This is a genomic window from Novosphingobium sp. PhB57 (genome assembly GCF_004342985.1).
GTDB lineage: Bacteria > Pseudomonadota > Alphaproteobacteria > Sphingomonadales > Sphingomonadaceae > Novosphingobium.
In genome coordinates this window covers 1,011,925-1,033,214 of the sequence record NZ_SMBO01000001.1, presented here as the reverse complement: position 1 = coordinate 1,033,214, position 21,290 = coordinate 1,011,925, and the positions used below count along the sequence as shown (strand labels likewise).

The following is a 21,290-nucleotide window of genomic DNA, read 5'->3' as shown; positions in this document are numbered from 1 at the left end:
ATTCGATCCGGGACGACGTTACCATCAACCGGCCTTGCCGGTGGCGATATAGCTGTCGATATTCTTCGCCAGCACGTCCAGCGGCACATTGCCGCCGTCGACCACGGCCTGGTCGAAATCGCGCAAATCGTAGCGGGTGCCGAGCGCCGCCTGGGCGCGGCTGCGCTTCCGGTTGATCTCGGAATGGCCCATCTTGTAGCCGCAGGCCTGGCCCGGCCAGGAGCAGTAGCGGTCCACTTCGTTGGCCACTTCCTCGCGCTTGTTGCCGTTCTTCTCCATGAAGAAGCGCACGGCCTCTTCCCGGCTCCAGCCCTTGGAATGGAGGCCGGTGTCGACGACCATGCGGCAGGCACGAAACGCGATCGACTGGAGATAGCCCAGCTGGCCGACCGGATCGTCGGCATAGGCGCCAAGCTCGTCGGCCAATTGCTCGCCGTAGAGCGCCCAGCCTTCCGAATAGGCGTTGAAGGCCAGGATCGAGCGGATCAGCGGCAGGCGGTTGGCATATTCGCCCTGCCAGACGTGGCCCGGGATCGCTTCATGGTGGACCAGGGTGGGCAGGTCGTACTTGCGGTGCAGGTCCGTGGTGCGCAAGTTGATCCACATCTTGCCCGGAACCGAGCCGTCGATCGAGCCGGCGCCGCCGTAAGCGGTCGGCGCGCCGGGTTCCTCGGCCAGCGGCAGGCGGCGCACTTCGACATTGCCCTTCACCGGATCGCGGAAGGCGCGCGGCATCTGGGCGCGGATCCAGTCGATGCGGTGGCGGATGAAGGCCATGATCTCGGTGCGGCCGGGATCGCCCTCGGGGAACATGAAGCGCTTGTCGGTGCCGAGCGCGGTCATCCGCTCGCCCACGGTGCCGGTGGTATAGCCCAGCTTCTGAAGGATCGGGTCCATGCGGGCATGGAGCGCGGCCAGTTCCTCAAGCCCGCGCTGGTGGATCTCCGCGGCGGGCACCGTGGTGGTCGTGCTGGCGCGCAGGGCCCAGGCGTAGAATTCCGCGCCATGAGGACGCTCGCGCATGCCCGGGTCGCCCTTGGCTACACCGCGCTGGCGCTTCAGTTCGGCGAGCTGGCGCTCCAGCGCGGGCACGACTTCGGCGGAAACGATGGCCTTCGCACGGCCCTCCCAGTTGCCGGGGATGGTCTTGGTGCGGTCGACCAGCGAGCTGACGAGGCCGCCGCCGTTGTTGCGGGCATCCTCGAGAGTGCTGGTCATCTGCGCGATGGCGCGGTCCAGCAGGAAGTCCGGCGGGACGAGGCCCTGGTCGGTGGCCTTGCGCATGCGCTCCAGCTCTCCGTCGAGCTGGTTGTCGAACTGCGACAGGCGCGAGATGTAGGCTTCCGCATCGGCGGCGGTCTTCACGGGATGGTCGGCATCGAGGAACTTGGGCGTGTCGAGATAGGCGCCCACGTTCTGGATCACGACATAGGGCGTGTTGCGCCAGCCGCCCACGGCGACATCGCCATAGGGCTGCGCAAAACCGTCGAGCGAGGTCTTGTAAGCGCTGCGCACCACGGCAAGGCTGGTCTGCGTCGCATGGTCCAGGCCGGACACCGGGAATGCCTCCACGCGGGCTAGGTCTTCGCGCAAGGTCTTGGCGAGCGCGGCCTTGCCCGCGAAGGAGCGGTCCTCCGCCTTGGAGCGCAAGGCGGCATGGGCGCCCACGTCGATGCCCAGGCCGGTTGCGCCTTCCGGATTGTGCTCCAGCAGCCTCCAGGCGATCGAATCGAGCAGGGCGGCTGCGTCCTGCGGCCTGGCCGCCGCGGCGCGGGCGACGCCGGGCAGGGCGATGCCGGCAGTTCCGGCGGCGAGGAGTTGGAGCGTGGTGCGCCGCGAGAGTGCTGCGGCCGTCATGTCAGGGTTCTTCATGGCCGCGAAATCTGGCGGCGACGTTCCCGCCTGTCAAACCCGCTCGCGCCGGCCAGGCGAGTGCGTTAGGGGATAAGCCATGGACTTCGCCCTATCTCTCATGATCCTGACCATTGTTCTGCTCGTGCTGGGAGCTGTCGCGCTCTTTCGGCGCGGGGGCTACCGCAAGCAAGCCGCTTTGATGCTGGTGCTGGCGGGCGTGTTGACCGTGAACGTCGCGATCTGGACTTTGCCGAATTCGCAGGGCGACACGCTGGCCAAGGCCGGGGATACGAAAAAGGCGTCGGAGTGACACCAACGCCTTTTTCGCTCTGAAGGGCCTGGTTCCTCGGCCCTAGGAACCCGTCACTTGATCGGGCAATCCGGTGCCAGACGCATGTCGAGGTAATTGTCGACCGACCGCATCAGGTCGTCCATCTCGTTCTCGAAGAAATGGTTCGCGCGGGGAATCTCGTCGTGGTGGATCGTGATGTGCTTCTGGGTGCGAAGCTTGTCGACCAGCTTCTGCACGGCGTTCGGCGTCACCACCGTATCCGCCGCGCCCTGAATCAGGATGCCCGATGCGGGGCAGGGGGCGAGGAACGAGAAGTCGTACATGTTGGCCGGCGGAGCAACCGAGATGAAGCCACGGATTTCCGGGCGGCGCATCAAGAGCTGCATGCCGATCAGCGCGCCGAACGAGTAGCCGGCGATCCAGGTGGTCGAGGCTTCGGGGTGGATCGACTGCACCCAGTCAAGCGCGGCGGCGGCATCGGAAAGCTCGCCCACGCCGTTGTCGAAGCTGCCCTGGCTGCGGCCGACGCCGCGGAAGTTGAAGCGCAGCGTCGCGAAGCCGCGATTCACGAAAGTCTTGTAGAGGTGCTGCGTGATGCGGTCGTTCATCGTGCCGCCGGCCTGGGGGTGCGGGTGAAGGATCATCGCCACGGGCGCGCGCGGACGCGGCGCCGGCTGGAAGCGGCCTTCGAGGCGGCCTTCGGGTCCGGGGAAGATGACTGCGGGCATAAGTTTCGCGAACCTGACCTGTTGAAACTCCCGCGAAAACGGCGGCGAATTTCTCGCCAGCCATCGCGGGAGTGGAAAAAGGGAAGATCGCTATATAGAAACCTTCGCTCCAAAAACAACTTTTCAAGCGATGTCAGCCCAACAGATCTATCTCGACCATGCGGCGACCACGCCGCTCCTGCCTCCGGCCCGCGAGGCGTGGCTGGAAGGGGCGGCGCTCTGGGCCAACCCGTCCAGCCCGCACAAACAGGGCCGCGCCGCTCGCGCCAGCCTTGAGGACGCGCGCGAGCGGGTGAAGGACGCGCTCGGCTGGCAGGGCGAAGTGATCTTCACGTCCGGGGCGAGCGAAGCCCTGGCGATCGGCCTCGGCCGGGCCAGGGCGGAGCGGCGGCTGGTCTCGGCCGTGGAGCACGATGCCGTGTTCCGCGCCGCGCCGGACGCGCAGGAACTGCCCATGCGGGAGGGTGAAATCGATAGCGATGCCCTGGCAAGGGCGCTGGCCATGCCTGGCCGGGCGGTCGTGGCGGTGCAGTCGATCAATTCGGAGACCGGCACCGTTCTCCTGCCTTACGCTCGCAATCCGCTGGTGGAGCAAGTGCGCGCCGCGGGAGGGCTGGTCGTGGCGGACTGTTCACAGTCGGCCGGCAAGGCGGCGCTGCCCGATGCGGATATGATCGTGCTTTCGGCGCACAAGCTGGGCGGACCCATCGGCATAGGCGCCTTGCTCGTGAAGGATTTCGCCATGCTCGCACCGAGCGGCGGGCAGGAGCGCGGCTATCGCGCAGGGACCGAGAACCTGCCGGGCGCTCTCGGCTTCGCGGCGGGCCTGGAAGCGATGGGGCTGGAGGGTTGGGCGACCACGGCGGAGCAGCGCCTCGATTTCAGGGCGGCGTTGTCCCGGCATGGCGAAGTGCTCCAGCCCGGCATGCAGTGCTCGCACATCTTTGCCGTGGCCGCGCCGCGTCTGGCGGCGACGGCCATGCTGATCCGCATGGACGCGGCCGGTTTCGCGATCTCGGCCGGAAGCGCGTGCTCGTCCGGTACGCTCAAGCAGAGCAGGGTGCTCAAGGGTTTCGGCATAGACGAGGATCTGGCCCGGCGCACCGTGCGCGTCAGCCTTGGCTGGAACACCACGCCCGCCGAACTGGACGCCTTTGCCGAGGCCTGGTCGAAGGTGAATGCGTGATCTACCTCGACTATCAGGCCACTACTCCGCTCGCCCCCGAAGCGCGGGAGGCGATGCTGCCCTGGCTCGGCGGGCCGGAGGGCATGGGTTTCGCCAACCCGCATAGCCCGCACCGTCCAGGCCGAGCCGCTGCCGCCATAGTCGAAGTGGCGCGCGAGCAGGTGGCTGCGCTGCTGCCGCCCGGTGGGCGGGTGATTTTCACTTCGGGAGCCACGGAAGCTCTCAATCTCGCCCTAGCGGGAAGCCGCAGCACGCGGCTGGCCGTCTCGGCCATCGAACATGCCGCCGTTCTCGATAGCGCGCGGGCGATCGATGCCGCGGTCTCGATCCTGCCGGTGAGCGCGCAAGGGCTGGTCGATCCTGCGCGGCCTATCCCGACGGGGACCGGCCTTGTCGCGGTGATGCAGGTCAACAACGAGATCGGCACGGTCCAGCCGGTGGAGGCGCTTGCCGAGGCCGCCCATGCGGCCGGGGCGCTGTTTCTTTGCGATGCCGTGCAGGGCGCCGGAAAGCTGGCCCCGCCGGCCGGCGCCGACATGATCGCGATCTCGGCGCACAAGCTCTACGGCCCCAAGGGAATTGGCGCGCTCTGGGTGCGTGACGGCGTGGCGCTTGCTCCGCTGATCCATGGCGGCGGACAGGAACAGGGCCTGCGTTCCGGCACCCTCAGCCCGGCACTCTGCGCCGGTTTCGGGGCTGCGGCGACCATCGCGGCCGCGCGCATGGAGGAGGATGCCCGGACCGTCGATGCCCTGTGGAATGCCGCGCGCGATATCCTCTCGCGCTGGACGCTCAACGGGTCGCCGGAACATCGCTGGCGCGGAAACCTCAACCTGCGGCTGCCGGGGCTGGATGTCGCCCGGCTCATGTCGGACGTTCGGAACGTGGCCTTTTCCGCCGGTTCCGCCTGCGCCAGCGGCTCGGGGCGGCCGAGCCACGTCCTCAAGGCGATCGGACTGTCCGATTCAGAAGCCAAAGCCTCTATCCGTCTGGGATTCGGGCGATATAGTGACCTTGGGGAGCTTGTGGATGCCTGCGAACGAATAGAAGCCGCAGCGGCGGTGCAGGGAGTCTGAATTGCTGAACGTGAGGTTCTTGACCGCGGAAGGAAAACTCGTCCTGGCGGAAGCCGAGACGGGAGACGTGCTTCTGCGCGTGGCGCAAGGCGCCGGCATGCCGCTGGAAGGAACCTGCGAGGGGCAGATGGCTTGCTCGACCTGCCATGTGATCGTGGCGCCCGACTGGTTCGACAAGCTCGAACCCGCCTCCATGGACGAGGAGGATATGCTGGACCTTGCTGCCGGTGTGGCGCGAACCAGCCGGTTGTCCTGTCAGATAGAGCTCACCGACGCGATGGACGGCCTGGAAGTGCGTATTCCGGGCCTTGCGCGGGATATGCAGATAGACTGAGAGGTCTAGCTTGTCGTCCCGGATCAGATCCGGGACGACGATCCGGGACGACAAAGGGTCAAGCGTCCGCTGCCGCTTCCTGCACGGCCTCGATCACCGCCTTGGAAAATGCGGGAATGTCGTCCGGCTTGCGGCTGGTGATGAGCAGGCCATCCACGGCGACCTCCTGGTCCACCACGTTCGCGCCCGCATTGCGCAAGTCCGTGCGGATGGAAGGCCAGCCGGTCACCGTCTTGCCGCGCACGGCGTCGGCTTCCACCAGGAGCCACGGGCCGTGGCAGATCGCTGCGACCGGCTTGCCAGCGGCCAGGAAGTCCCGCACGAGCTGAACCGCTTCCGGCTTGGTGCGCAGGACGTCCGGGTTCATCTGACCGCCCGGCAGCACGAGGGCGTCGAAGTCCCCCGCGCTGACGGAGTCGAGCGAAGCGTCGACCTTGACGCTGTCGCCCCAGTCGGTGTGCTGCCAGCCCTTGATCTCGCCGCTTTCGGGGCTGGCGATCACGGTTTCGATGCCGGCCTGGTTCAGCGCATCGCGCGGGCCGGTGAGTTCGGATTGCTCGAAACCGTTGGTGGCGACGATGAGCACGCGCTTGGTCATGGAAAATTCTCCAGTGTCTAGGGTTTGCAAAAGGAATGAACGGCGGAAAACTTCCGTTCCGGTGGTTCCGCTCGGCTCGCCGCGTTGCTAGGCCTGCTGGTCATGGTGACCACGACCGACGAAGACTCCGATCCCTTCGACGCCATCGTCGATGCGCCCTTCGATGCTGCGCTTTCCGAGCGCTACCTCGTCTACGCATTGTCCACGATTACAGCGCGTTCGCTGCCGGACTTGCGGGACGGGCTGAAGCCGGTCCACCGCCGCCTGCTCTGGGCGATGCGGCAGCTGAAGCTCGACCCGGCCAGTGCCTACAAGAAATCCGCCCGCGTGGTCGGCGACGTCATCGGTAAGTATCACCCGCATGGCGATGCCTCGGTCTACGATGCCATGGTCCGCCTCGCGCAGGACTTCTCGCTGCGCTATCCGCTGGTGCAGGGGCAGGGCAACTTCGGCAATATCGACGGCGATAACGCGGCAGCCTATCGCTACACGGAAGCGCGCCTGACGCGCACGGCAATCCACCTCATGTCCGGCCTGGACGAGGGCACTGTCGATTTCGTCCCCACCTACAACGGTGAGGAAAGCGAGCCGGAAATCTTCCCCGGCATGTTCCCGAACCTGCTGGCGAACGGTTCCACCGGCATTGCCGTGGGCATGGCGACTTCCATCCCCAGCCATAACGTCGCCGAAATCATCGACGCCACGATGATGCTGATCGACAATCCCCATGCCGAGCATGACCAGCTCATGCAGGTCTTCCACGGACCGGACTTCGCGACTGGCGGCATGGTGGTCGACAGCCCGGAGGCGATCAGCCACGCCTACGCGACCGGCAAGGGCGCCTTCCGCGTGCGCGGGCGGTTTTCCTGCGGCAAGGACGAGGCGGGCAACTGGGAGGAAACCGGGGTCGAGAAACTCGGCAGCGGCCAATGGCAGCTGGTCATTTCCGAAATCCCCTACATGCTGGCCAAGGGCAAGCTGATCGAGCAGGTCGCCCAGCTCATCGCCGACCGCAAGCTGCCGATCCTCGAAGACATTCGCGACGAGAGCGACGAGCAGATCCGCATCGTCTTCGTGCCCAAGAGCCGCAATGTCGATCCGGAACTGCTGAAGGAAAGCCTCTACCGGCTGACCGATCTGGAGAGCCGCTTCTCGCTCAACCTCAACGTGCTGGATTCGCACCGCACGCCGGGGGTCCTGGGGCTGAAGCTGCTCCTGTCGGAATGGGTCTACAGCCAGATCGACATCCTGCTGCGCCGCACCCGGCACCGGCTGGAAAAGATCGCCTCGCGGCTGGAGCTGGTGGCAGGCTACATCATCGCCTACCTCAACCTCGACCGGATCATCGAGATCATCCGTACCGAGGATGAGCCCAAGCCGGTGATGATGGCCGAGTTCGAGCTGACCGATCGCCAGGCCGAAGCCATCCTCAACATGCGCCTGCGTTCCTTGCGCAAGCTGGAGGAAATGGAGCTGCGCAAGGAGCACGCGGACCTGCTCAAGGAGCAAGACGACCTCAACAAGCTGCTCGAGAGCCCGGCCCGCCAGCGCACCCGCCTGAAGCGCGATCTGATGAACTTGCGCAAGGACTACGCCGAGGACACCGCTCTGGGTCGCCGTCGCACCACGATCGCGCAGGCTACGCCGACGGTGGAATTCTCGATGGACGCCATGATCGAGAAGGAGCCGGTGACGGTGATCCTCTCGGCCAAGGGATGGATCCGCGCGGCCAGGGGGCATGTGCCCCTAGGTCAGGATGCGAAGGGCGGCGACTTCAAATTCAAGGAAGGCGATGGCCCGGCTTTCGCCTTCCATGCGCAGACCACCGACAAGATCCTGATCGCGGCGGACAACGGGCGCTTCTACACGCTGGGCGCGGACAAGCTGCCCGGCGCGCGCGGCTTCGGCGAGCCGATCCGCACCATGGTCGACATCGATGCCGATGCGCATCTGGTGGCGGCACTGCCTTACAAGCCCAAGGCGCAGCTGTTGCTGGCCTCCAACGTCGGGCGCGGCTTTGCCGCCGAGGCGGACGAATTGCTGGCGGAGACCCGCAAGGGCCGCGCCGTCATGTCCACCAAGCCGGGCGTGCAACTGGCCTTCGTTCGCGAGATCCCGGCAGAGCACGATCACGTTGCGGTCGTCGGTGACAATCGCAAGCTGGTGATCTTCAGCCTCGAGGAGCTGCCGGTCATGGCCAAGGGGCAGGGGGTCACGCTGCAGCGTTACCGCGATGGCGGACTTTCCGACATCATCACGCTCAAGCTGGAGGATGGCCTTTCCTGGACCATGGGCGGCGAAACCGGCCGCACCCGGACCGAGAAGGACATGGTCATGTGGAAGGTCGCACGCGGCGCCGCAGGACGCCTGCCGCCGGTCGGTTTCCCGCGCGACAACAAGTTCCAGGGGTGATTTGAAACGCGTCGCCCGGACTCGATCCGGGGCGACGCGGTTTCTTCCTCAGCTTGCGGGCTGCGGGTGATGTGGCACGAGGATGAGCGTCCGGCCTTCTACCCGCCAGCTTGCCAGCCGCGAGAGCAGGTTCATGCCGATGACGTTCTGGTCCTCCAGACCCGGCGCCACGACCACGTCCAGCTGCCGCGCGACGACGCTGCCAAAGCGCAGTTCGTCCGCCGTGCCCAGCTCCGCCGCGACCGTGCCGTTGGCCGTGCGCATGGCGATGTTCTGACGCAGCGGCTGCGCGCGGACTTCGGCGCTGTTGGCCAGGCGCGGGGAGATCGCGGTCAGCGTCGCGCCGGTGTCGACCAGGAAATCGCCTTCGACCCCGTTGATCGTGGCATGGACCCAGAAGTGACCGTCGCGCGCCATCGGCACGCGGGTTTCCCCGCCGCTCACGCTCTGGCGGGACAGGCCCAGCTCCGGCAGTTCTATTCCAGGTAGTGCGAAGTCCGTACCGCTGGTCAGGCGCGTCGCCTGCGCCACGGTCAGCAGCAGGGCGGCCACCAGTCCCAGGTTGCCGAGCCCGCGTACGAAGCCGCCCAGCAGCGGCAAGGGGCCGCGCAGCAGTCCGCCCAGCACGGTGACGAAGATCGCCGCCAATGCCAGGGCCAGCAGCGGCTGACCGGCGAGGAAAGACAGGAACTGAGGAAAGTCCATCAGCAGGTCATAACAGGAACATCCTGTCGGAATGCTGACAGGATCACGATTTGGGCGAGGAGGAGGCCGAGGGTGCCTGCGGCGCCGCCGCGCGAGGCACCAGGATCAGGCGGCCGTTTTCCACCCGCCAGGCGGCAAGCTGGGAGAGCAGGTTCATGCCGATGACGTTGGTTTCCACCTCGTTGTCCGGCCCGATGGCGACTGGCAAGGCATGCGCCTCGATCGAACCGAACGCCAGCGAGGCGGCACTGGCCATGCGGGCGACGATGGTGCCGTTGGCGGTTTCCAGCATGACGCCCTGGTCGTCGCCATCGGGCTGGATCCCCGCGCGTTCGGCCACCGACTTCGAGATGCCGGTGTAGGTTGCGCCGGTGTCGATCAGGAAATCCACGGGCTCGCCATTGAGCCTGGCCTGGATCCAGTAATGCCCGTCAGCACGAAGCGGGATCACCGTCTCGCCGCCCTCGACTGAAGGCGGGCGCGTCTCGTCCAGCCAGAGCGCGGCTTCGGAGCGGGTGTTGTGAAGCGCGACTTGCGTCACGGTCAGCAGCAGCGCGGCGACCAGGCCGAGGTGCGACAGGTTGCGCAGCGACTGGCCCAGCCGCGGTCGGCGGCCCGCGAGCATCCCGGCCAGCACCGCGACGAGAATGGCCAGGATGGTCAGCGCCAGCAGCGGCTTGGCATAGAACAGGTCGGTCAGCTGCCCGAGGTTCACGAGCTTTGGCCGGCAAGTTCGGCATCGAGCAGGGCGGAAACCCGTGCTTCGTCCGGGAAGCCTTCCGCGATCCAGCGATCCTCGACCCGGCGCAGCAGCCGCGCCACTTCGGGGCCGGCGCCGACACCGCGCGCGACGATCTGGCCGCCCTTCAGCGGAAAGGCCGGTATGTCCCAGTCCCGCAGCGCAGCCGTATCCGCGCCTGCGATCAGGAAGCGATCGAGCGCGCCTTCGATGCCCAGGCGATAGGCGAGCGCGCGGGGCTCGCCCAGGGCATCGTCCCGCCCGGCAGCCACGGCGAGGCGCTTCTTTTGCGCACCCGAAAGGCGGAAGCGCGAGGCGACCTGTTCGGCCAGCGACACTTGCGGCGGCAGCAACGCGGCAAGGCGGCGGATCGCATCGGGGGCGATCCCCTGCGCCTGTTCCGCGGACACGAGGGCAGCGAGCGCTTCGGGCCGTGCCTCGGGCAGGATCACCGCCAGCACACCAAGCTGGGCCATGCGCGCCACGGTCGGCGCCGGATCGGGCAGGCCGAGGAGGTTCATCGTTTCCATGCCCACGCGTTCGCGCGAAAGGCCCTTCAGCGTGGAGGCGAGTTCGGCGCAGGCACCTTCCGCTTCCTGATCGGCGGGCATGGTGCCGAAGCGGGCCTGGAAGCGAAAGTAGCGCAAGATGCGCAAGTGGTCTTCGCGAATGCGCTGGCGGGCATCGCCGATGAAGCGGACGCGGCGCGCGGCAAGGTCGTCGAGCCCGCCGAACCAGTCGAATATCTCGCCGCTCGCCGGGTCGGCGTAGAGCGCGTTGATGGTGAAGTCGCGCCGGGCCGCGTCCTCGCGCCAGTCGGTGGCGAAAGCCACCGTGGCGCGGCGGCCGTCCGTGGCGACATCGTGGCGCAAGGTGGTGATCTCGACCGGGCCGCCCGGCAGCACCGCGGTGACGGTGCCGTGCTCGATCCCCGTGGGGACGTGGCGGATCCCGGCGTCCCAGAGGCGCTGCATGACGTCCTCGGGCGTCAGGAGCGTGGCCATGTCGATGTCCTTCACCGGCTGGCCGAGCAGGCTATCCCGAACCGCCCCGCCGACGTAGCGCGCGTTTCCGTGGCCCAGCGCGGCGACGAGCGCGGCAAGGTCTTCGCGCTCCATCCACGGGGCAGTCAGTCTTTCAGTCATTCCAGTTCAGCCTGCGGGCAAGATTGTGAAGGATCGCACCGGTAACGCCCCAGATGCGGTGGTCATGCCAGGTGATCTCGACAAAGGCATGGCGGCTGCCTTCGGCCTCGATCCACCTGGTCTTCTGGTTGGCCGGGTCGAGCACGAATTCGGCCGGCGCCTCGAACCACTGCGCCACTTCGGCGGGGTTCGGGATGATCGGCAGGTCGGGCGGGATGATGCCGATCACGGGGGTGATCTCATAGCCGCTGCCGGTGCGATAGAGATCGCTGGTGCCGATCACCTTCACGTCACCAGGCCTGATGCCGAGTTCCTCGTGCGCCTCGCGCAGGGCGCCCTCCACGGCGGTCTCGCCGGGATCGAGGCGGCCGCCCGGGAACGCGATCTGGCCGGGGTGGGCGCGCATGGTAGAGGGACGGTGCAGCATCAGCATGCCGGGGCGCGGGCGCTCGGTCAAGGTGATGAGCACGGCGGCCGGCTTGAACGTTTCGATCTGGTGGATGCGCGGGTCGATCCACAGCGCGTCCGGCGCGCCGTGACGTCCGGCCTCGAAGCGGCGCGATACGTCGTCGAACAGCCCGTTCATGCGGGAACGAGCGAGAATGTCGCGCCCTGGCTGGATACGGAGAGGTCGCCGCTTGCAAGGGCGATCTCGGCGATCTGGCTATAAGTGCTGCGATTGAGGCGTGCCTCGGTACCATGGCGCACGCCGAGGTAGAGTGCGGGCGTCTCCGGATCGCCCACGCTGCGGATGGGGTGGTCCGGCCCGGCCACCACGAGATCGTCGCTATTGAGCCGGAACACCAGCGTATCCCCGTCCTGCCGCACGTCGACGGCGATGAAGGCTGCATCCTCGACCTCGATCGAGAGCTTCTCGGCGGGTGTCACCAGCCAGTGCCGACCCTCGGCGTCGCGCAGCAGCAACGAGGCGAATGCACGGACCATGGCGGGACGGCGAATCTCGCCGCCCTGATGGAACCAGCGGCCATCGGCGCGAATGACCATCTCGCTGTCGCCGCTGCTGGCGGGCGTCCACTCTGCGACCGGCGGCAGCTTGCGCGCGGCGACCAGCTCGGCGACCTGGGCGAGCGAAAGGGCGTTCAGTTCGGGCGGCGGTTCATAAGGCATGGGCTTGCGATGCCAGATAGGGCTTCGCGCGCCAAGGTCCAGTGCGCAGCGTGATGGACGAAGATCGACAAGACCCGGCGCGCGGGTTCACCGCGCAGGCTTGTCGCCCAGGCTCGTGACTTCGGCCGGCGGTCTAGCGGAGCCAGGGGCCCAGCATGCCTTCGCGCGGCAGGACGGCGGGATTCTCGCAGCGGACCAGCAGGCGGTGACGCTCGAACGGGCCGGGGAGGTTCCAGCCCTGCGTCCATTCGTTGGAATAGCCCCAGAACCGGCCGTAATACTCGGGATCGCCGACCATGACCTGCGGCAGGGGTGCCCGTGAGTCGATGCCTGCCATCGCCGCCGACATCAGCGCCTGGCCATAACCCTGGCCCTGGTGGCCGGGCATGACGGCGACCGGGCCGACCATGATCATGGGATGGGCGCGGCCCTCTGCATCGTTGAGCGCGACCGGCCAGCACTGGATCGTGCCGACCAGCATCTCCTCGCCATCGAGCGCTGCGAAGCTGAGGCCGGGAAGCCAGTCTACCCCTTCGCGCACCTTGTAGGCGGTGCGGCGGTGACGCTCCGGTTCGAACGCGCTGTCGAGCAGGGACTCGACGAGAACGGGATCGACATTGTCGAGCGGGATGAGCGTGGCAGCATCGGACATGGCGCGCGCCACTAGGTGCGGCGCGCGCATTTGTCGATTCAATTCGGCGGCGGTCGGATGGCTGCCAGACCCTTTGCCAAGCCGTTTGCCCGTCTGCTGCAAGGTTCCTGGTGAGTCAGGACTTCGGCGTCAGCTTCAGCAGATGGCCCGAAGCGCCGGCCGGTCCGTCTTCCAGCAGCCAGATCGTGCCGTCTCCGCCCTGTTCGATTTCGCGGATGCGATTTTCCATGGGGTAGCGGGCTTCCTCGGTCGCCTTCTCGCCCTTGATGCTGACACGCACCAGGCCGGGCAGGGTGAACGAGGTGATCAGCACCTGGCCTTTCCACTGCGGGAACAGCGGGCCCTTGTAGAAGATGAAGTCGCCGGGCGCGATGACCGGGTTCCAGCTGATGGCCGGAGCGGCGAGGTCCGGCCGGGTGGAATGGCGCGGGATCGGCTTGCCGTCGTAATGGTCGCCGTCCGAAACCAGTGGCCAGCCGTAGTTCTGTCCGGGCTTCACGAGGTTCAATTCGTCGCCGCCGGCCGGGCCGTGCTCCAGATCCCAGAGCCGGCCCTGGTCGTCGAAGGCGAGGCCCAGCACGTTGCGGTGGCCATAGGACCAGATCTGGTTGGTCGGCGCGGGCTTGTCGGCCCACGGGTTGCCCGGCGCAGGCGTGCCGTCGGGCAGGAGGCGGACGATCTTGCCGAGATTGGTGCCGAGGTCCTGCGCGGGTGTGAATTTCTGCCGCTCGCCCGAGCTGACGAACAGATACTTGCCATCGGGCGAGAAGGCCAGGCGGTGCGAATAATGCCCGCGCCCGGTCACTTTGGGCACTTGCCGCCAGATCACCGAGAGGCCCTCGATCGAACAGGTGGCCGGCGCTGGGCAGGAGAGTGTGCCCCGGCCCACCGCGGCGCCGCGCGTATCGCCTTCGCCCGCTTCGGCCCAGCTCAGATAGATCACGCGGCCGTCGAGCGAGGCGCCTTTCTGGTCCGGCGCGAAGATCACGTCGCCAAGGCCGCCCTGGCCGCCGTAATCGACTTTCGGGGCGCCCGAGACGGCGCCGAGCGTGCCGTCCGCGAGGCGCAGCTTGATCGCGCCCTTCTTCTCGGTGACGATCATCGCCCCGGTTGCCTTGTCGATCGCCATGGCCCAGGGTTCGTCGAAGCTGGCGACCTGTTCGGTCTTGAAGGAGATTTCTTCGGAAGCGCTGGCCGAGGCCTTATCCCCCGTGGCCGCCGCTCCGCAGCTTGCGAGCGCGAAAGCGACGGGCGATACCGCCGCAAGGAAGGATCTGGAGTTCACCGGCTTGGTCATGTCGACTGCATCCCTGTCTGTCATCGTGCCCGGCACGGGTGCCAACCGCCTCGTCATCGGGGTCGATGAAGCGGGGCGAGGGCCTCTGGCCGGCCCGGTTGTGGCGGGCGCGGTGGTGCTGTGCAAGCCCCGACCCTCGGGGCTGGACGATTCCAAGAAGCTCTCCGGCAAACGCCGGGGCGAGCTGGAAGCCACGATCAAGCGCCGCTGCCGCTGGGCTGTGGGCGTGGTGGACGTGGAAGAGATCGACCGTCTCAACATCTTCGGCGCGACGATGCTGGCCATGACCCGGGCCGTATCCGCGCTCTGCGCCGTGCTGGACGAAGAGCCGCACGAGGTGCTGATCGACGGCAATCTCACTCCGGCGGGCCGCACGGCGGACTGGCGCTGGCAGGCCCGCGCCATCGTTGGCGGTGACGCGATCGAACCCTGCATTTCGGCCGCCTCGATCATCGCCAAGGAGCACCGCGACCGCATGATGCGCACTCTGGCCGAAGCACATCCGCACTACGGGTGGGAGCGCAATGCCGGCTACGGCACCGCGCAGCACCTGGAAGCCCTGCGCAAGCACGGCCCGACCCCGCACCACCGGCGCAGCTTCTCTCCCGTCGCCCAGCTGGAGATGGCGCTTTGAAGGGCTTTACCGCCGCCTCGGTCGCCGGGCAGGCGGGCAAGTGCTTCCTTGTCACCGGGGCCAATACCGGGCTCGGCTTCGAGGCCACCCGGGTGCTCGCGGCTCATGGCGCGCGGGTGCTGATGGCCTGCCGCAACGAGGAAAAGGCGCGGCTGGCCATGGAACATATCCGCATGGACGTGCCGGGCGCCAATCTCGCCTTCGTGCCGCTCGATCAGGCGGACCTGTTCAGCGTGCGCGAATGCGCGGAGCAGGTCGCCCGCGATGAACCGCGGCTCGACGTGCTGGTGAACAATGCCGGCGTCATGGTCCCGCCGCTCGAAAGGACGGTGCAGGGCCACGAACTGCAATTCGGCGTGAACCACCTGGCGCCTTTCGCGCTGACCGGGCTGCTCCTGCCGAAGCTGGCCGAGACGCCCGGCGGGCGCGTGGTCATCACGGCCAGCCTGGCGCATGGACGCGGCCGCATCGACTGGGACGATCTCGACGCGCGGCACAGCTACAAGGCGCGGCAGCGGTATGGAGACAGCAAGCTCGCCAACCTGCTGCACATGTTCGAGCTGGACCGCCGCCTGCGCGCCGCAGGATCGCCGGTGAGCGCCTATGCCTGCCATCCGGGCATCGCCTCGACCGATCTCGGCCGGCATTCGCTGGCATTCCGGGCGCTGTTCCCGATCGCGGGCGCCGTCCTCAACACGGCCGAAGAGGGGGCGTGGCCGACGCTCCAGGCGGCAACCGATCCCGCCGCCGAGCCGGGGCAATATTACGGACCGCAGCGCTTCGGCGGCATGTCCGGGCCTTCCGGCATCGCCCGCCGCAATGCTGCCGCACGCGATCCGCAGGCAGCGCGCCGGCTTTGGGAAGTGAGCGTGCAGATGACCGGGATCGACTGCGGCCTTGCGGGGCTCTGACTCTTCCGGCGCAATAAAAATTGCCCTGAGTCCATCGAGTCACAACCCCCATATCTAGAGTCTGCCGAGTCGATCATGACTCGACATCTTGTGTCGGATTCGTTTTGTTCCATTTGCTGAACATCTGAATCGCAAGGGAATCCGCCGAGTCGCGGCTTGACGGCGAGTCCCGGAAGACTCACTAGGGAGTCAATCCACAGTTCAAATTTCCCGGAGCATACATGGGCCAGCTACTCGTCAAGCAGAAGATCCGCGCGCGCGCACCGGCGCCGACGCCGAAGGAACTTCTGCCCCTTGGCCAGATCATCCCGGGCGACTGCATCGAGGCGATGCGCTCCATTCCCGACGCCAGCGTCGATATGGTCTTCGCCGATCCCCCGTACAATCTCCAGCTCGGCGGCGACCTTTCGCGGCCGGACGGCAGCCATGTGGATGCCGTCACCAACGATTGGGACAAGTTCTCCAGCTTCGCCGTCTACGACCAGTTCACGCGTGACTGGCTGACCGAGGCCCGCCGCGTGCTCAAGCCCGAGGGCTCGCTGTGGGTGATCGGTTCGTACCACAACATCTTCCGCCTCGGCGCGATCATGCAGGACATGGGTTTCTGGATCCTCAACGACATCGTCTGGCGCAAGGCCAACCCGATGCCGAACTTCAAGGGCACCCGCTTCACCAATGCGCACGAGACGCTGATCTGGGCCTCGATGGGCGAGAAGTCGAAGTACACCTTCAACTACCGCGCGATGAAGACGCTCAACGACGAATTGCAGATGCGTTCGGACTGGGTCCTGCCGATCTGCAACGGCGCCGAGCGCCTGAAGAAGGGCGGCCGCAAGGTTCACCCGACGCAGAAGCCGGAAGCGCTGCTCTACCGCGTGATGCTGGCCACCACCAATGCGGGCGATGTCGTGCTCGATCCGTTCTTCGGCACCGGCACCACGGGCGCCGTCGCCAAGCGTCTCGGCCGCGAGTGGATCGGCTGCGAGCGCGAAGGCGACTACCGCGAGGCCGCTCTGGAACGCATCGAGATGGCGCTGCCGCTCGACGAATCGACGCTCAAGACCATGCAGTCCAAGCGCAGCGCGCCGAAGGTGGCGTTCGGCACGCTGATCGAAACCGGCTGGATCGCTCCCGGCACCCGGCTGACCGACAAGAAGGGCCGTTTCGAAGCCCTGGTCCGTGCGGACGGTTCGCTGGTAAGCGGCGCGCTTAACGGTTCGATCCACGGCGTGGGCAAGGAACTGCAGGGCGCGCCCTCCTGCAATGGCTGGACGTACTGGCACCTGGAGCACGAAGGCCAGATCAAGCCGATCGACGCGATCCGCCAGCTCTATCTGCTCGCCACGGAACCATGAGGACTTCGGCCGCGCAACTGGCCGAGACCTATCGCCCGATTAGCCAGAGGTAATCGGGCAGCCTGTAAATCCTGTTCTGCGCCGGGCGCCACCGGGCTAAGGGGCGGTCATGACCCGAACCGTTTACATTCGCCCGATCGCCCTTGCCGACAGCCCCCAGAGCGAGGAGGGCGAGGCGATCCGTCTCGGCGGGTCGATGGCATGGGCCAGCCGTTTCGCGCTGATCGTGCGGGAAAACGGCCAGGTGCTCTCGCGCAGGCGCTTCGGCGCGGCAGAGGCGGGTGAGGCGCTGGCGGCGCTTCCGGCCGACCTTGGCGCCGCGGCCGAACTCCAGTGGTCGAACTTGCGCAAGGTCCATGCCCCGCTGATCTGCGGTGCCCGCTCGATCCGGCTGGAGCAGCCCCAGATCGCGGGCATCCTCAACATCACTCCCGACAGCTTTTCCGATGGCGGCGCCTTCCTCGACGATGCGCAGATCGCCGCCGATCATGCCGCCGCCATGCTGGAATCCGGCGCGGCGATGATCGACATCGGCGGCGAATCGACGCGGCCGGGTGCGGCAGCGGTATGGGAAGGCGATGAGCTGAAGCGCGTCGTGCCGATGGTGGAGCGGCTGGCGGCGATGGGCGCGGCGATCAGCGTCGATACGCGCCGCCCGGCAGTGATGGAAGCGACGCTGCAGGCCGGCGCTCACATCATCAACGACGTCTCCGCCTTGCGCCACGATCCGCGCAGCCTCGAATTCGCGGCGGCCTCGGGCGCGCCGGTGGTGCTCATGCATGCGCCGGGCGATGGGGACGATCTTCACGCGGACGGCCGCTACGACGATGTCGTGCTCGACGTGTTCGACTGGCTGGGCGCCTGCCGTGACAGGGCCGTGGCAGCCGGGATCGCCCCTGAGAAGATCCTGCTCGATCCCGGCATCGGTTTCGGCAAGACGCTTACCGAGAACCTCCAGCTCATGAACGGCCTGGCCCTGTTCCATGGGCTTGGCCATCCGCTGTTCGTGGGGGCCAGCCGCAAGCGCATGATCGGTGCGCTCTCGAACGAGGCGCCCGCGCACCAGCGGCTCGGCGGTTCGGTCACGCTGGCGCTGAAGGCGATGGACGCGGGTTCGCACATTGTCCGCGTCCATGACGTGGCGGAAACCGTCCAGGCCGCCCGCGTCTGGCGGGGCCTGCGCGATGCCGCTCTCACCGACTTCGCGCAGATGGCGTGACGGTTCAGATCGCCAGGTAGCCGCCGTCGACCGGATAGTACGTGCCGGTCACGAAGGAGGCCCGCTCGGACAGCAGGAAACTGGTGACCATGGCGATCTCCTCCGGCCGCGCCAGGCGGTTGAGCGCGTGCTTGCCGGCCAGACCGGCCATTTCCTGTTCGGTCATGGTCTTTTCCAGCGCCGGCGTGGAGACGAACCCCGGCCCCACCGCGTTGATGCGCAGCCCGGCATCGGCATAGTCGAGCGCCGCCACCTTGGTCATGCCCAGCAAGGCATGCTTGGAGGTGACATACGCCGCGGAGCCCGCCCAGCCCACCGCGCCCAGGATGGAGGCCATATTGACGATGGAGCCGCCGCCGCGCGCGACCATGGCCGGGATCTGGTATTTCATGGCGTAGAACACGCTGTTGAGGTCCACATCGATCACCCGCGACCAGGAATCGAGCGGGATATCCGCCAGCTTCGTGGAGGGCGCGCCGATCCCGGCGTTGTTCACGGCGAAGTCCAGCCGGTCGAACGTCCCGAGAGCGAAGGCGACCAGCGCTTCGTTGGCAGCGGGATCGGCCACATCGAGCCGGAAGACGGCCGTGCTTTCCGGCCCCAGTTCCTGCGAGAGCGCGCGCGCCGCTTCCTCATCGAAATCGGCGATCACCACGCGGCCGCCCTGGTTCACCAGTTCGCGCGCAACAGCGGCGCCGATGCCGGAAGCTGCACCCGTCACGATTCCGGCCTTGTCCTTGAAATCCATCATCTTCGTCTCCTCGGTCACCGGCTCAACGCGGGAGCGGGGGCCGGGTTCTCGCCATGCCGGATGACCTTTTTGCAAAGCGCGGCGCGTGAACCGGCAGCCGGAGAGGGCTGAAAACGGCGACAAATCTGGCGGCCAGATGAACGGCGCCTTGCTCCGCGATGAACCGGCCTGCGGCGGAGTGTGAACCCGTGAACGCAAGCACCAATGCGTCCCGGCAGCGGCCCGTTTCGTCCCAAGGGCGGGAGGAAAACGGCGGGTACGCTCGTTGCACTTCCAAACGCAGGCAATGGAGCCCGCGTCGTCAAGCGAAAGGGAACCTTCCCATGAAGCAGACCAACAACACCCGCACCATCCGCCCCACCAAGGCTCTCGTTGCGCTCGTCGCCGTTCCGGCTCTTGTCGTTCCGGCCGTGGCCATGGCCGTGCAGCCGATGATGTACGAGAAGCAGGTCGCCCGTCACGAAGAGTCGCTGGTGATCCAGAATCCGATCGGCGGCGTCCAGAACAGCAAGTGGTACGACTACCGCATCAATGTGAACGAGAGCCAGAAGGAGCTTACCAGCGACTTGCGCCGTGCCACCGACATCGAGGACCAGCGCGATGCCTGGGAGGAATACGGCACCGAGCTGCACAAGGAACGCGGCAAGTACGTGAGCTATATGAGCAAGCGCGGGTATCGCGTGCCGCAGGTCTACTTCGAGAACCTGTAACTTCGCTCCACCGAAACCGGAATGCCGGCGCGCCCGAGGCTCGCCGGCATTTTCGCGTGGGCATCAGCGAGACATCGATTTCCCGGCAGCCTCAGGCCGCGTTGTCGATCCCGAGTTCGCCCAGCTTGCGATAGAGCGTCGAGCGCCCGATGCCGAGCCGCCGCGCCACTTCGGTCATGCGTCCGCGATAGAGGCCGATGGCGAGGCGGATGACGTCGGCCTCGATCTCGTCCAGCGGGCGCAAGTTGCCGTCGGGCGTGTAGAGCATGACGCCCGAGCTTTCCTGCATCGGGTTGCCGGAGGCCGTGGCCGGGCCGGAGCCGAGGATGTTCAGGAGCTGGGGAAAATCCTCGGAAGTCAGCGCGTCGCCGTCGCAGAAGACCGCGGCGCGGAACAGCACGGCCTGGAGCTGGCGGACATTGCCCGGCCAATCGTAGGCGGCCAGCAGGGAAAGCGCGCCGTCCGTTATGCCGAGTTCGCGCAGCCCCGGTTGCTCGCCGATGCGGGCCAGGAAGAAGCGGGCGAGGGCGGGGATATCGCCCGTCCTTTCGCGCAGCGGCGGCAGGCTGACCTTGGTGGGCGAAAGCGCTTCCAGCAGTTCGGGCAGGAAATGGCCTTCAGTCACCAGGTCCTGAAGCGGGAGGTTGCTGGCGGCGATCAGGCGCGCATCGATGCGGAAGGAATGGCGCGCGCCGATGGGGCGCACGTCGCTCTTGCGGATCGATTCGAGCAGGCGCTCCTGCACCGAGAGCGGCAGGCGGTCCACTTCGTCAAGCGCCAGGGTGGCGCCGTCGCAGTGCTGCAGGGCGCCGATCTGGCGATCGAAAGCACCGGGGAAAGCGCCCTTTTCGTGCCCGAACAGGGCGGATTCGATGGAGTTCGCGGGCAGGCCGCCAACGTTGACGATCCGCAGCGGAGACTTGGCGCGCGGGCTGGCCGCATGCATCGCGCGGATCAGCATTTCCTTGCCGGAACCGGTCTCGCCCTCGATCAGCACCGGGCCATGCCCGCGTGCGGCCTTGGCAGCGACGGCCAAGGCCTTGCGGAAGTTCGGTGCGGCCCCGATCATCGATTCGAAATCGGGATTGGAAGGCATTTTCTCGGTCAGCGGGGCCAGTTCGTCACGCGGCGCTTCGCGGGTCGTGGCGGAGCGGAGCGCATGCATGAGACGATCCGGCGCGACCGGCTTGACGAGGTAGTCTGCCGCTCCGGCGCGCATCGCTTCCACGGCGAGGAGCGGCGAGGTGCTGGCCGTGAGCATCAGGATCGGCAGGGCGGGGCGGCGGGACTTCAGCTCGGCGATCAGGACGCAGGCATCGTCGCCGGGCACCCACTGGTCGAGGATGATCGCGGAAAGCTGCATGCCCTGGCGGGTGCCGAGCGTCGCGATGGCGGTCTCGGAATCGCGGGCGATCACCGTGCGCCAGCCTTCCCGCGCCGCGAGCGCCGAGATCAGACGGCTCTGCGCCGGCTCATCGTCGATGAGCATGAGGAGGCGTTGTTCCTGTTCCGCCATGATAATGCCCGCGCGTGTCGCCTCCCTGGTGTTACGATCCGGATCTAG

Annotated in this window: 22 protein-coding genes; 10 read left to right on the top strand and 12 right to left on the bottom strand. The window is 67.0% G+C overall.

What is annotated here, in order from left to right; all coding sequences use genetic code 11:
* Positions 1-24 precede the first annotated feature (24 nt).
* Positions 25-1,857, bottom strand: coding sequence for a DUF885 domain-containing protein (locus EDF58_RS04710; protein WP_243654072.1), 1,833 nt, complete (start codon positions 1,855-1,857; stop codon positions 25-27).
* A 94-nt stretch (positions 1,858-1,951) separates the two neighbouring features.
* Here EDF58_RS04710 and EDF58_RS04705 point away from each other — a divergent pair, with 94 nt between their 5' ends.
* Complete coding sequence (locus EDF58_RS04705) at positions 1,952-2,164, top strand: hypothetical protein (RefSeq protein WP_132263089.1); 213 nt, start codon at positions 1,952-1,954, stop codon at positions 2,162-2,164.
* A 53-nt stretch (positions 2,165-2,217) separates the two neighbouring features.
* On the opposite strand, the gene EDF58_RS04700 is transcribed toward EDF58_RS04705, so the two are convergent.
* On the bottom strand, positions 2,218-2,874 hold the full coding sequence (locus EDF58_RS04700) for an alpha/beta hydrolase (RefSeq protein WP_132263087.1): 657 nt from the start codon (positions 2,872-2,874) through the stop codon (positions 2,218-2,220).
* A 130-nt stretch (positions 2,875-3,004) separates the two neighbouring features.
* Here EDF58_RS04700 and EDF58_RS04695 point away from each other — a divergent pair, with 130 nt between their 5' ends.
* The 3 genes from EDF58_RS04695 to EDF58_RS04685 are packed head-to-tail and all read left to right on the top strand — an operon-like array spanning position 3,005 to position 5,470.
* Complete coding sequence (locus tag EDF58_RS04695) at positions 3,005-4,060, top strand: aminotransferase class V-fold PLP-dependent enzyme (RefSeq protein WP_132263085.1); 1,056 nt, start codon at positions 3,005-3,007, stop codon at positions 4,058-4,060.
* Positions 4,057-5,136 (top strand): cysteine desulfurase family protein, encoded by a 1,080-nt coding sequence (locus EDF58_RS04690; protein WP_132263084.1) that lies wholly within the window; start codon positions 4,057-4,059, stop codon positions 5,134-5,136. Before EDF58_RS04695 ends, EDF58_RS04690 begins: the two co-directional genes overlap by 4 nt.
* A gap of 1 nt (position 5,137) precedes the next feature.
* Positions 5,138-5,470, top strand: coding sequence for a 2Fe-2S iron-sulfur cluster-binding protein (locus tag EDF58_RS04685; RefSeq protein WP_132263082.1), 333 nt, complete (start codon positions 5,138-5,140; stop codon positions 5,468-5,470).
* Between the two features lie 58 nt (positions 5,471-5,528).
* On the opposite strand, the gene EDF58_RS04680 is transcribed toward EDF58_RS04685, so the two are convergent.
* Complete coding sequence (locus EDF58_RS04680) at positions 5,529-6,068, bottom strand: type 1 glutamine amidotransferase domain-containing protein (protein ID WP_132263081.1); 540 nt, start codon at positions 6,066-6,068, stop codon at positions 5,529-5,531.
* Between the two features lie 102 nt (positions 6,069-6,170).
* On the opposite strand from EDF58_RS04680, the gene parC reads away from it, so the two are divergent.
* Complete coding sequence (gene parC, locus EDF58_RS04675) at positions 6,171-8,480, top strand: DNA topoisomerase IV subunit A (RefSeq protein ID WP_132263079.1); 2,310 nt, start codon at positions 6,171-6,173, stop codon at positions 8,478-8,480.
* Between the two features lie 48 nt (positions 8,481-8,528).
* Here parC and EDF58_RS04670 read toward each other — a convergent pair whose 3' ends face one another.
* From EDF58_RS04670 to EDF58_RS04640, 7 genes are all read right to left on the bottom strand, one after another.
* The gene (locus tag EDF58_RS04670) at positions 8,529-9,185 is read right to left on the bottom strand and encodes a retropepsin-like aspartic protease (protein WP_132263078.1); all 657 of its coding nucleotides are present in this window, start codon (positions 9,183-9,185) and stop codon (positions 8,529-8,531) included.
* A gap of 43 nt (positions 9,186-9,228) precedes the next feature.
* Positions 9,229-9,900 carry a TIGR02281 family clan AA aspartic protease gene (locus EDF58_RS04665; protein ID WP_132263076.1) on the bottom strand — a complete coding sequence of 224 codons (672 nt, stop codon included), beginning with the start codon at positions 9,898-9,900 and terminating at the stop codon, positions 9,229-9,231.
* Positions 9,897-11,069, bottom strand: coding sequence for a CCA tRNA nucleotidyltransferase (locus EDF58_RS04660; RefSeq protein WP_132263074.1), 1,173 nt, complete (start codon positions 11,067-11,069; stop codon positions 9,897-9,899). Before EDF58_RS04660 ends, EDF58_RS04665 begins: the two co-directional genes overlap by 4 nt.
* On the bottom strand, positions 11,062-11,655 hold the full coding sequence (locus EDF58_RS04655) for a CoA pyrophosphatase (protein WP_132263073.1): 594 nt from the start codon (positions 11,653-11,655) through the stop codon (positions 11,062-11,064). Before EDF58_RS04655 ends, EDF58_RS04660 begins: the two co-directional genes overlap by 8 nt.
* Positions 11,652-12,197, bottom strand: coding sequence for a DUF1285 domain-containing protein (locus tag EDF58_RS04650; RefSeq protein ID WP_132263071.1), 546 nt, complete (start codon positions 12,195-12,197; stop codon positions 11,652-11,654). Before EDF58_RS04650 ends, EDF58_RS04655 begins: the two co-directional genes overlap by 4 nt.
* A gap of 133 nt (positions 12,198-12,330) precedes the next feature.
* Positions 12,331-12,849: an N-acetyltransferase gene (locus tag EDF58_RS04645; protein ID WP_132263069.1), complete on the bottom strand. Its 519-nt coding sequence runs from the start codon at positions 12,847-12,849 to the stop codon at positions 12,331-12,333.
* Positions 12,850-12,964: 115 nt separating this feature from the next.
* Positions 12,965-14,146 carry a PQQ-dependent sugar dehydrogenase gene (locus EDF58_RS04640; protein WP_132263067.1) on the bottom strand — a complete coding sequence of 394 codons (1,182 nt, stop codon included), beginning with the start codon at positions 14,144-14,146 and terminating at the stop codon, positions 12,965-12,967.
* On the opposite strand from EDF58_RS04640, the gene EDF58_RS04635 reads away from it, so the two are divergent.
* The 4 genes from EDF58_RS04635 to folP all read left to right on the top strand — a co-directional run bounded on the left by EDF58_RS04635 (position 14,145) and on the right by folP (position 18,265).
* Entirely contained in the window at positions 14,145-14,780 is a 636-nt protein-coding gene (locus EDF58_RS04635; protein ID WP_132263065.1) for a ribonuclease HII, read from the top strand. The genes EDF58_RS04640 and EDF58_RS04635 overlap by 2 nt on opposite strands.
* Positions 14,777-15,691, top strand: coding sequence for an oxidoreductase (locus EDF58_RS04630; protein WP_132263063.1), 915 nt, complete (start codon positions 14,777-14,779; stop codon positions 15,689-15,691). The genes EDF58_RS04635 and EDF58_RS04630 overlap by 4 nt, the downstream gene beginning before the upstream one ends.
* Positions 15,692-15,912: 221 nt before the next feature.
* Positions 15,913-17,046 carry a site-specific DNA-methyltransferase gene (locus tag EDF58_RS04625; RefSeq protein ID WP_132263061.1) on the top strand — a complete coding sequence of 378 codons (1,134 nt, stop codon included), beginning with the start codon at positions 15,913-15,915 and terminating at the stop codon, positions 17,044-17,046.
* 109 nt (positions 17,047-17,155) lie between these two features.
* Positions 17,156-18,265: a dihydropteroate synthase gene (folP, locus tag EDF58_RS04620; RefSeq protein WP_132263059.1), complete on the top strand. Its 1,110-nt coding sequence runs from the start codon at positions 17,156-17,158 to the stop codon at positions 18,263-18,265.
* A 4-nt stretch (positions 18,266-18,269) separates the two neighbouring features.
* On the opposite strand, the gene EDF58_RS04615 is transcribed toward folP, so the two are convergent.
* A complete protein-coding gene (locus tag EDF58_RS04615; protein WP_132264131.1) occupies positions 18,270-19,016 on the bottom strand; it encodes an SDR family oxidoreductase in 747 nt (248 codons plus the stop codon).
* 323 nt (positions 19,017-19,339) lie between these two features.
* Between EDF58_RS04615 and EDF58_RS04610 the strand changes: the two genes are divergently transcribed.
* Positions 19,340-19,726 (top strand): hypothetical protein, encoded by a 387-nt coding sequence (locus tag EDF58_RS04610; RefSeq protein WP_243654071.1) that lies wholly within the window; start codon positions 19,340-19,342, stop codon positions 19,724-19,726.
* Positions 19,727-19,817: 91 nt separating this feature from the next.
* Here EDF58_RS04610 and EDF58_RS04605 read toward each other — a convergent pair whose 3' ends face one another.
* Positions 19,818-21,242, bottom strand: a complete 1,425-nt coding sequence (locus EDF58_RS04605; protein WP_132263057.1) for a sigma-54 dependent transcriptional regulator — start codon at positions 21,240-21,242, stop codon at positions 19,818-19,820.
* Positions 21,243-21,290: the final 48 nt, after the last annotated feature.

Coding starts and splice junctions, on each gene's coding strand:
- EDF58_RS04710 (WP_243654072.1), bottom strand. CDS start 1,857: ATGACGGCCGCAGCACTCTCGCGGCGCACCACGCTCCAACTCCTCGCC.
- EDF58_RS04705 (WP_132263089.1), top strand. CDS start 1,952: ATGGACTTCGCCCTATCTCTCATGATCCTGACCATTGTTCTGCTCGTG.
- EDF58_RS04700 (WP_132263087.1), bottom strand. CDS start 2,874: ATGCCCGCAGTCATCTTCCCCGGACCCGAAGGCCGCCTCGAAGGCCGC.
- EDF58_RS04695 (WP_132263085.1), top strand. CDS start 3,005: ATGTCAGCCCAACAGATCTATCTCGACCATGCGGCGACCACGCCGCTC.
- EDF58_RS04680 (WP_132263081.1), bottom strand. CDS start 6,068: ATGACCAAGCGCGTGCTCATCGTCGCCACCAACGGTTTCGAGCAATCC.
- parC (WP_132263079.1), top strand. CDS start 6,171: ATGGTGACCACGACCGACGAAGACTCCGATCCCTTCGACGCCATCGTC.
- EDF58_RS04670 (WP_132263078.1), bottom strand. CDS start 9,185: ATGGACTTTCCTCAGTTCCTGTCTTTCCTCGCCGGTCAGCCGCTGCTG.
- EDF58_RS04660 (WP_132263074.1), bottom strand. CDS start 11,069: ATGACTGAAAGACTGACTGCCCCGTGGATGGAGCGCGAAGACCTTGCC.
- EDF58_RS04655 (WP_132263073.1), bottom strand. CDS start 11,655: ATGAACGGGCTGTTCGACGACGTATCGCGCCGCTTCGAGGCCGGACGT.
- EDF58_RS04650 (WP_132263071.1), bottom strand. CDS start 12,197: ATGCCTTATGAACCGCCGCCCGAACTGAACGCCCTTTCGCTCGCCCAG.
- EDF58_RS04645 (WP_132263069.1), bottom strand. CDS start 12,849: ATGTCCGATGCTGCCACGCTCATCCCGCTCGACAATGTCGATCCCGTT.
- EDF58_RS04635 (WP_132263065.1), top strand. CDS start 14,145: ATGTCGACTGCATCCCTGTCTGTCATCGTGCCCGGCACGGGTGCCAAC.
- EDF58_RS04640 (WP_132263067.1), bottom strand. CDS start 14,146: ATGACCAAGCCGGTGAACTCCAGATCCTTCCTTGCGGCGGTATCGCCC.
- EDF58_RS04625 (WP_132263061.1), top strand. CDS start 15,913: ATGGGCCAGCTACTCGTCAAGCAGAAGATCCGCGCGCGCGCACCGGCG.
- folP (WP_132263059.1), top strand. CDS start 17,156: ATGACCCGAACCGTTTACATTCGCCCGATCGCCCTTGCCGACAGCCCC.
- EDF58_RS04615 (WP_132264131.1), bottom strand. CDS start 19,016: ATGATGGATTTCAAGGACAAGGCCGGAATCGTGACGGGTGCAGCTTCC.
- EDF58_RS04610 (WP_243654071.1), top strand. CDS start 19,340: ATGAAGCAGACCAACAACACCCGCACCATCCGCCCCACCAAGGCTCTC.
- EDF58_RS04605 (WP_132263057.1), bottom strand. CDS start 21,242: ATGGCGGAACAGGAACAACGCCTCCTCATGCTCATCGACGATGAGCCG.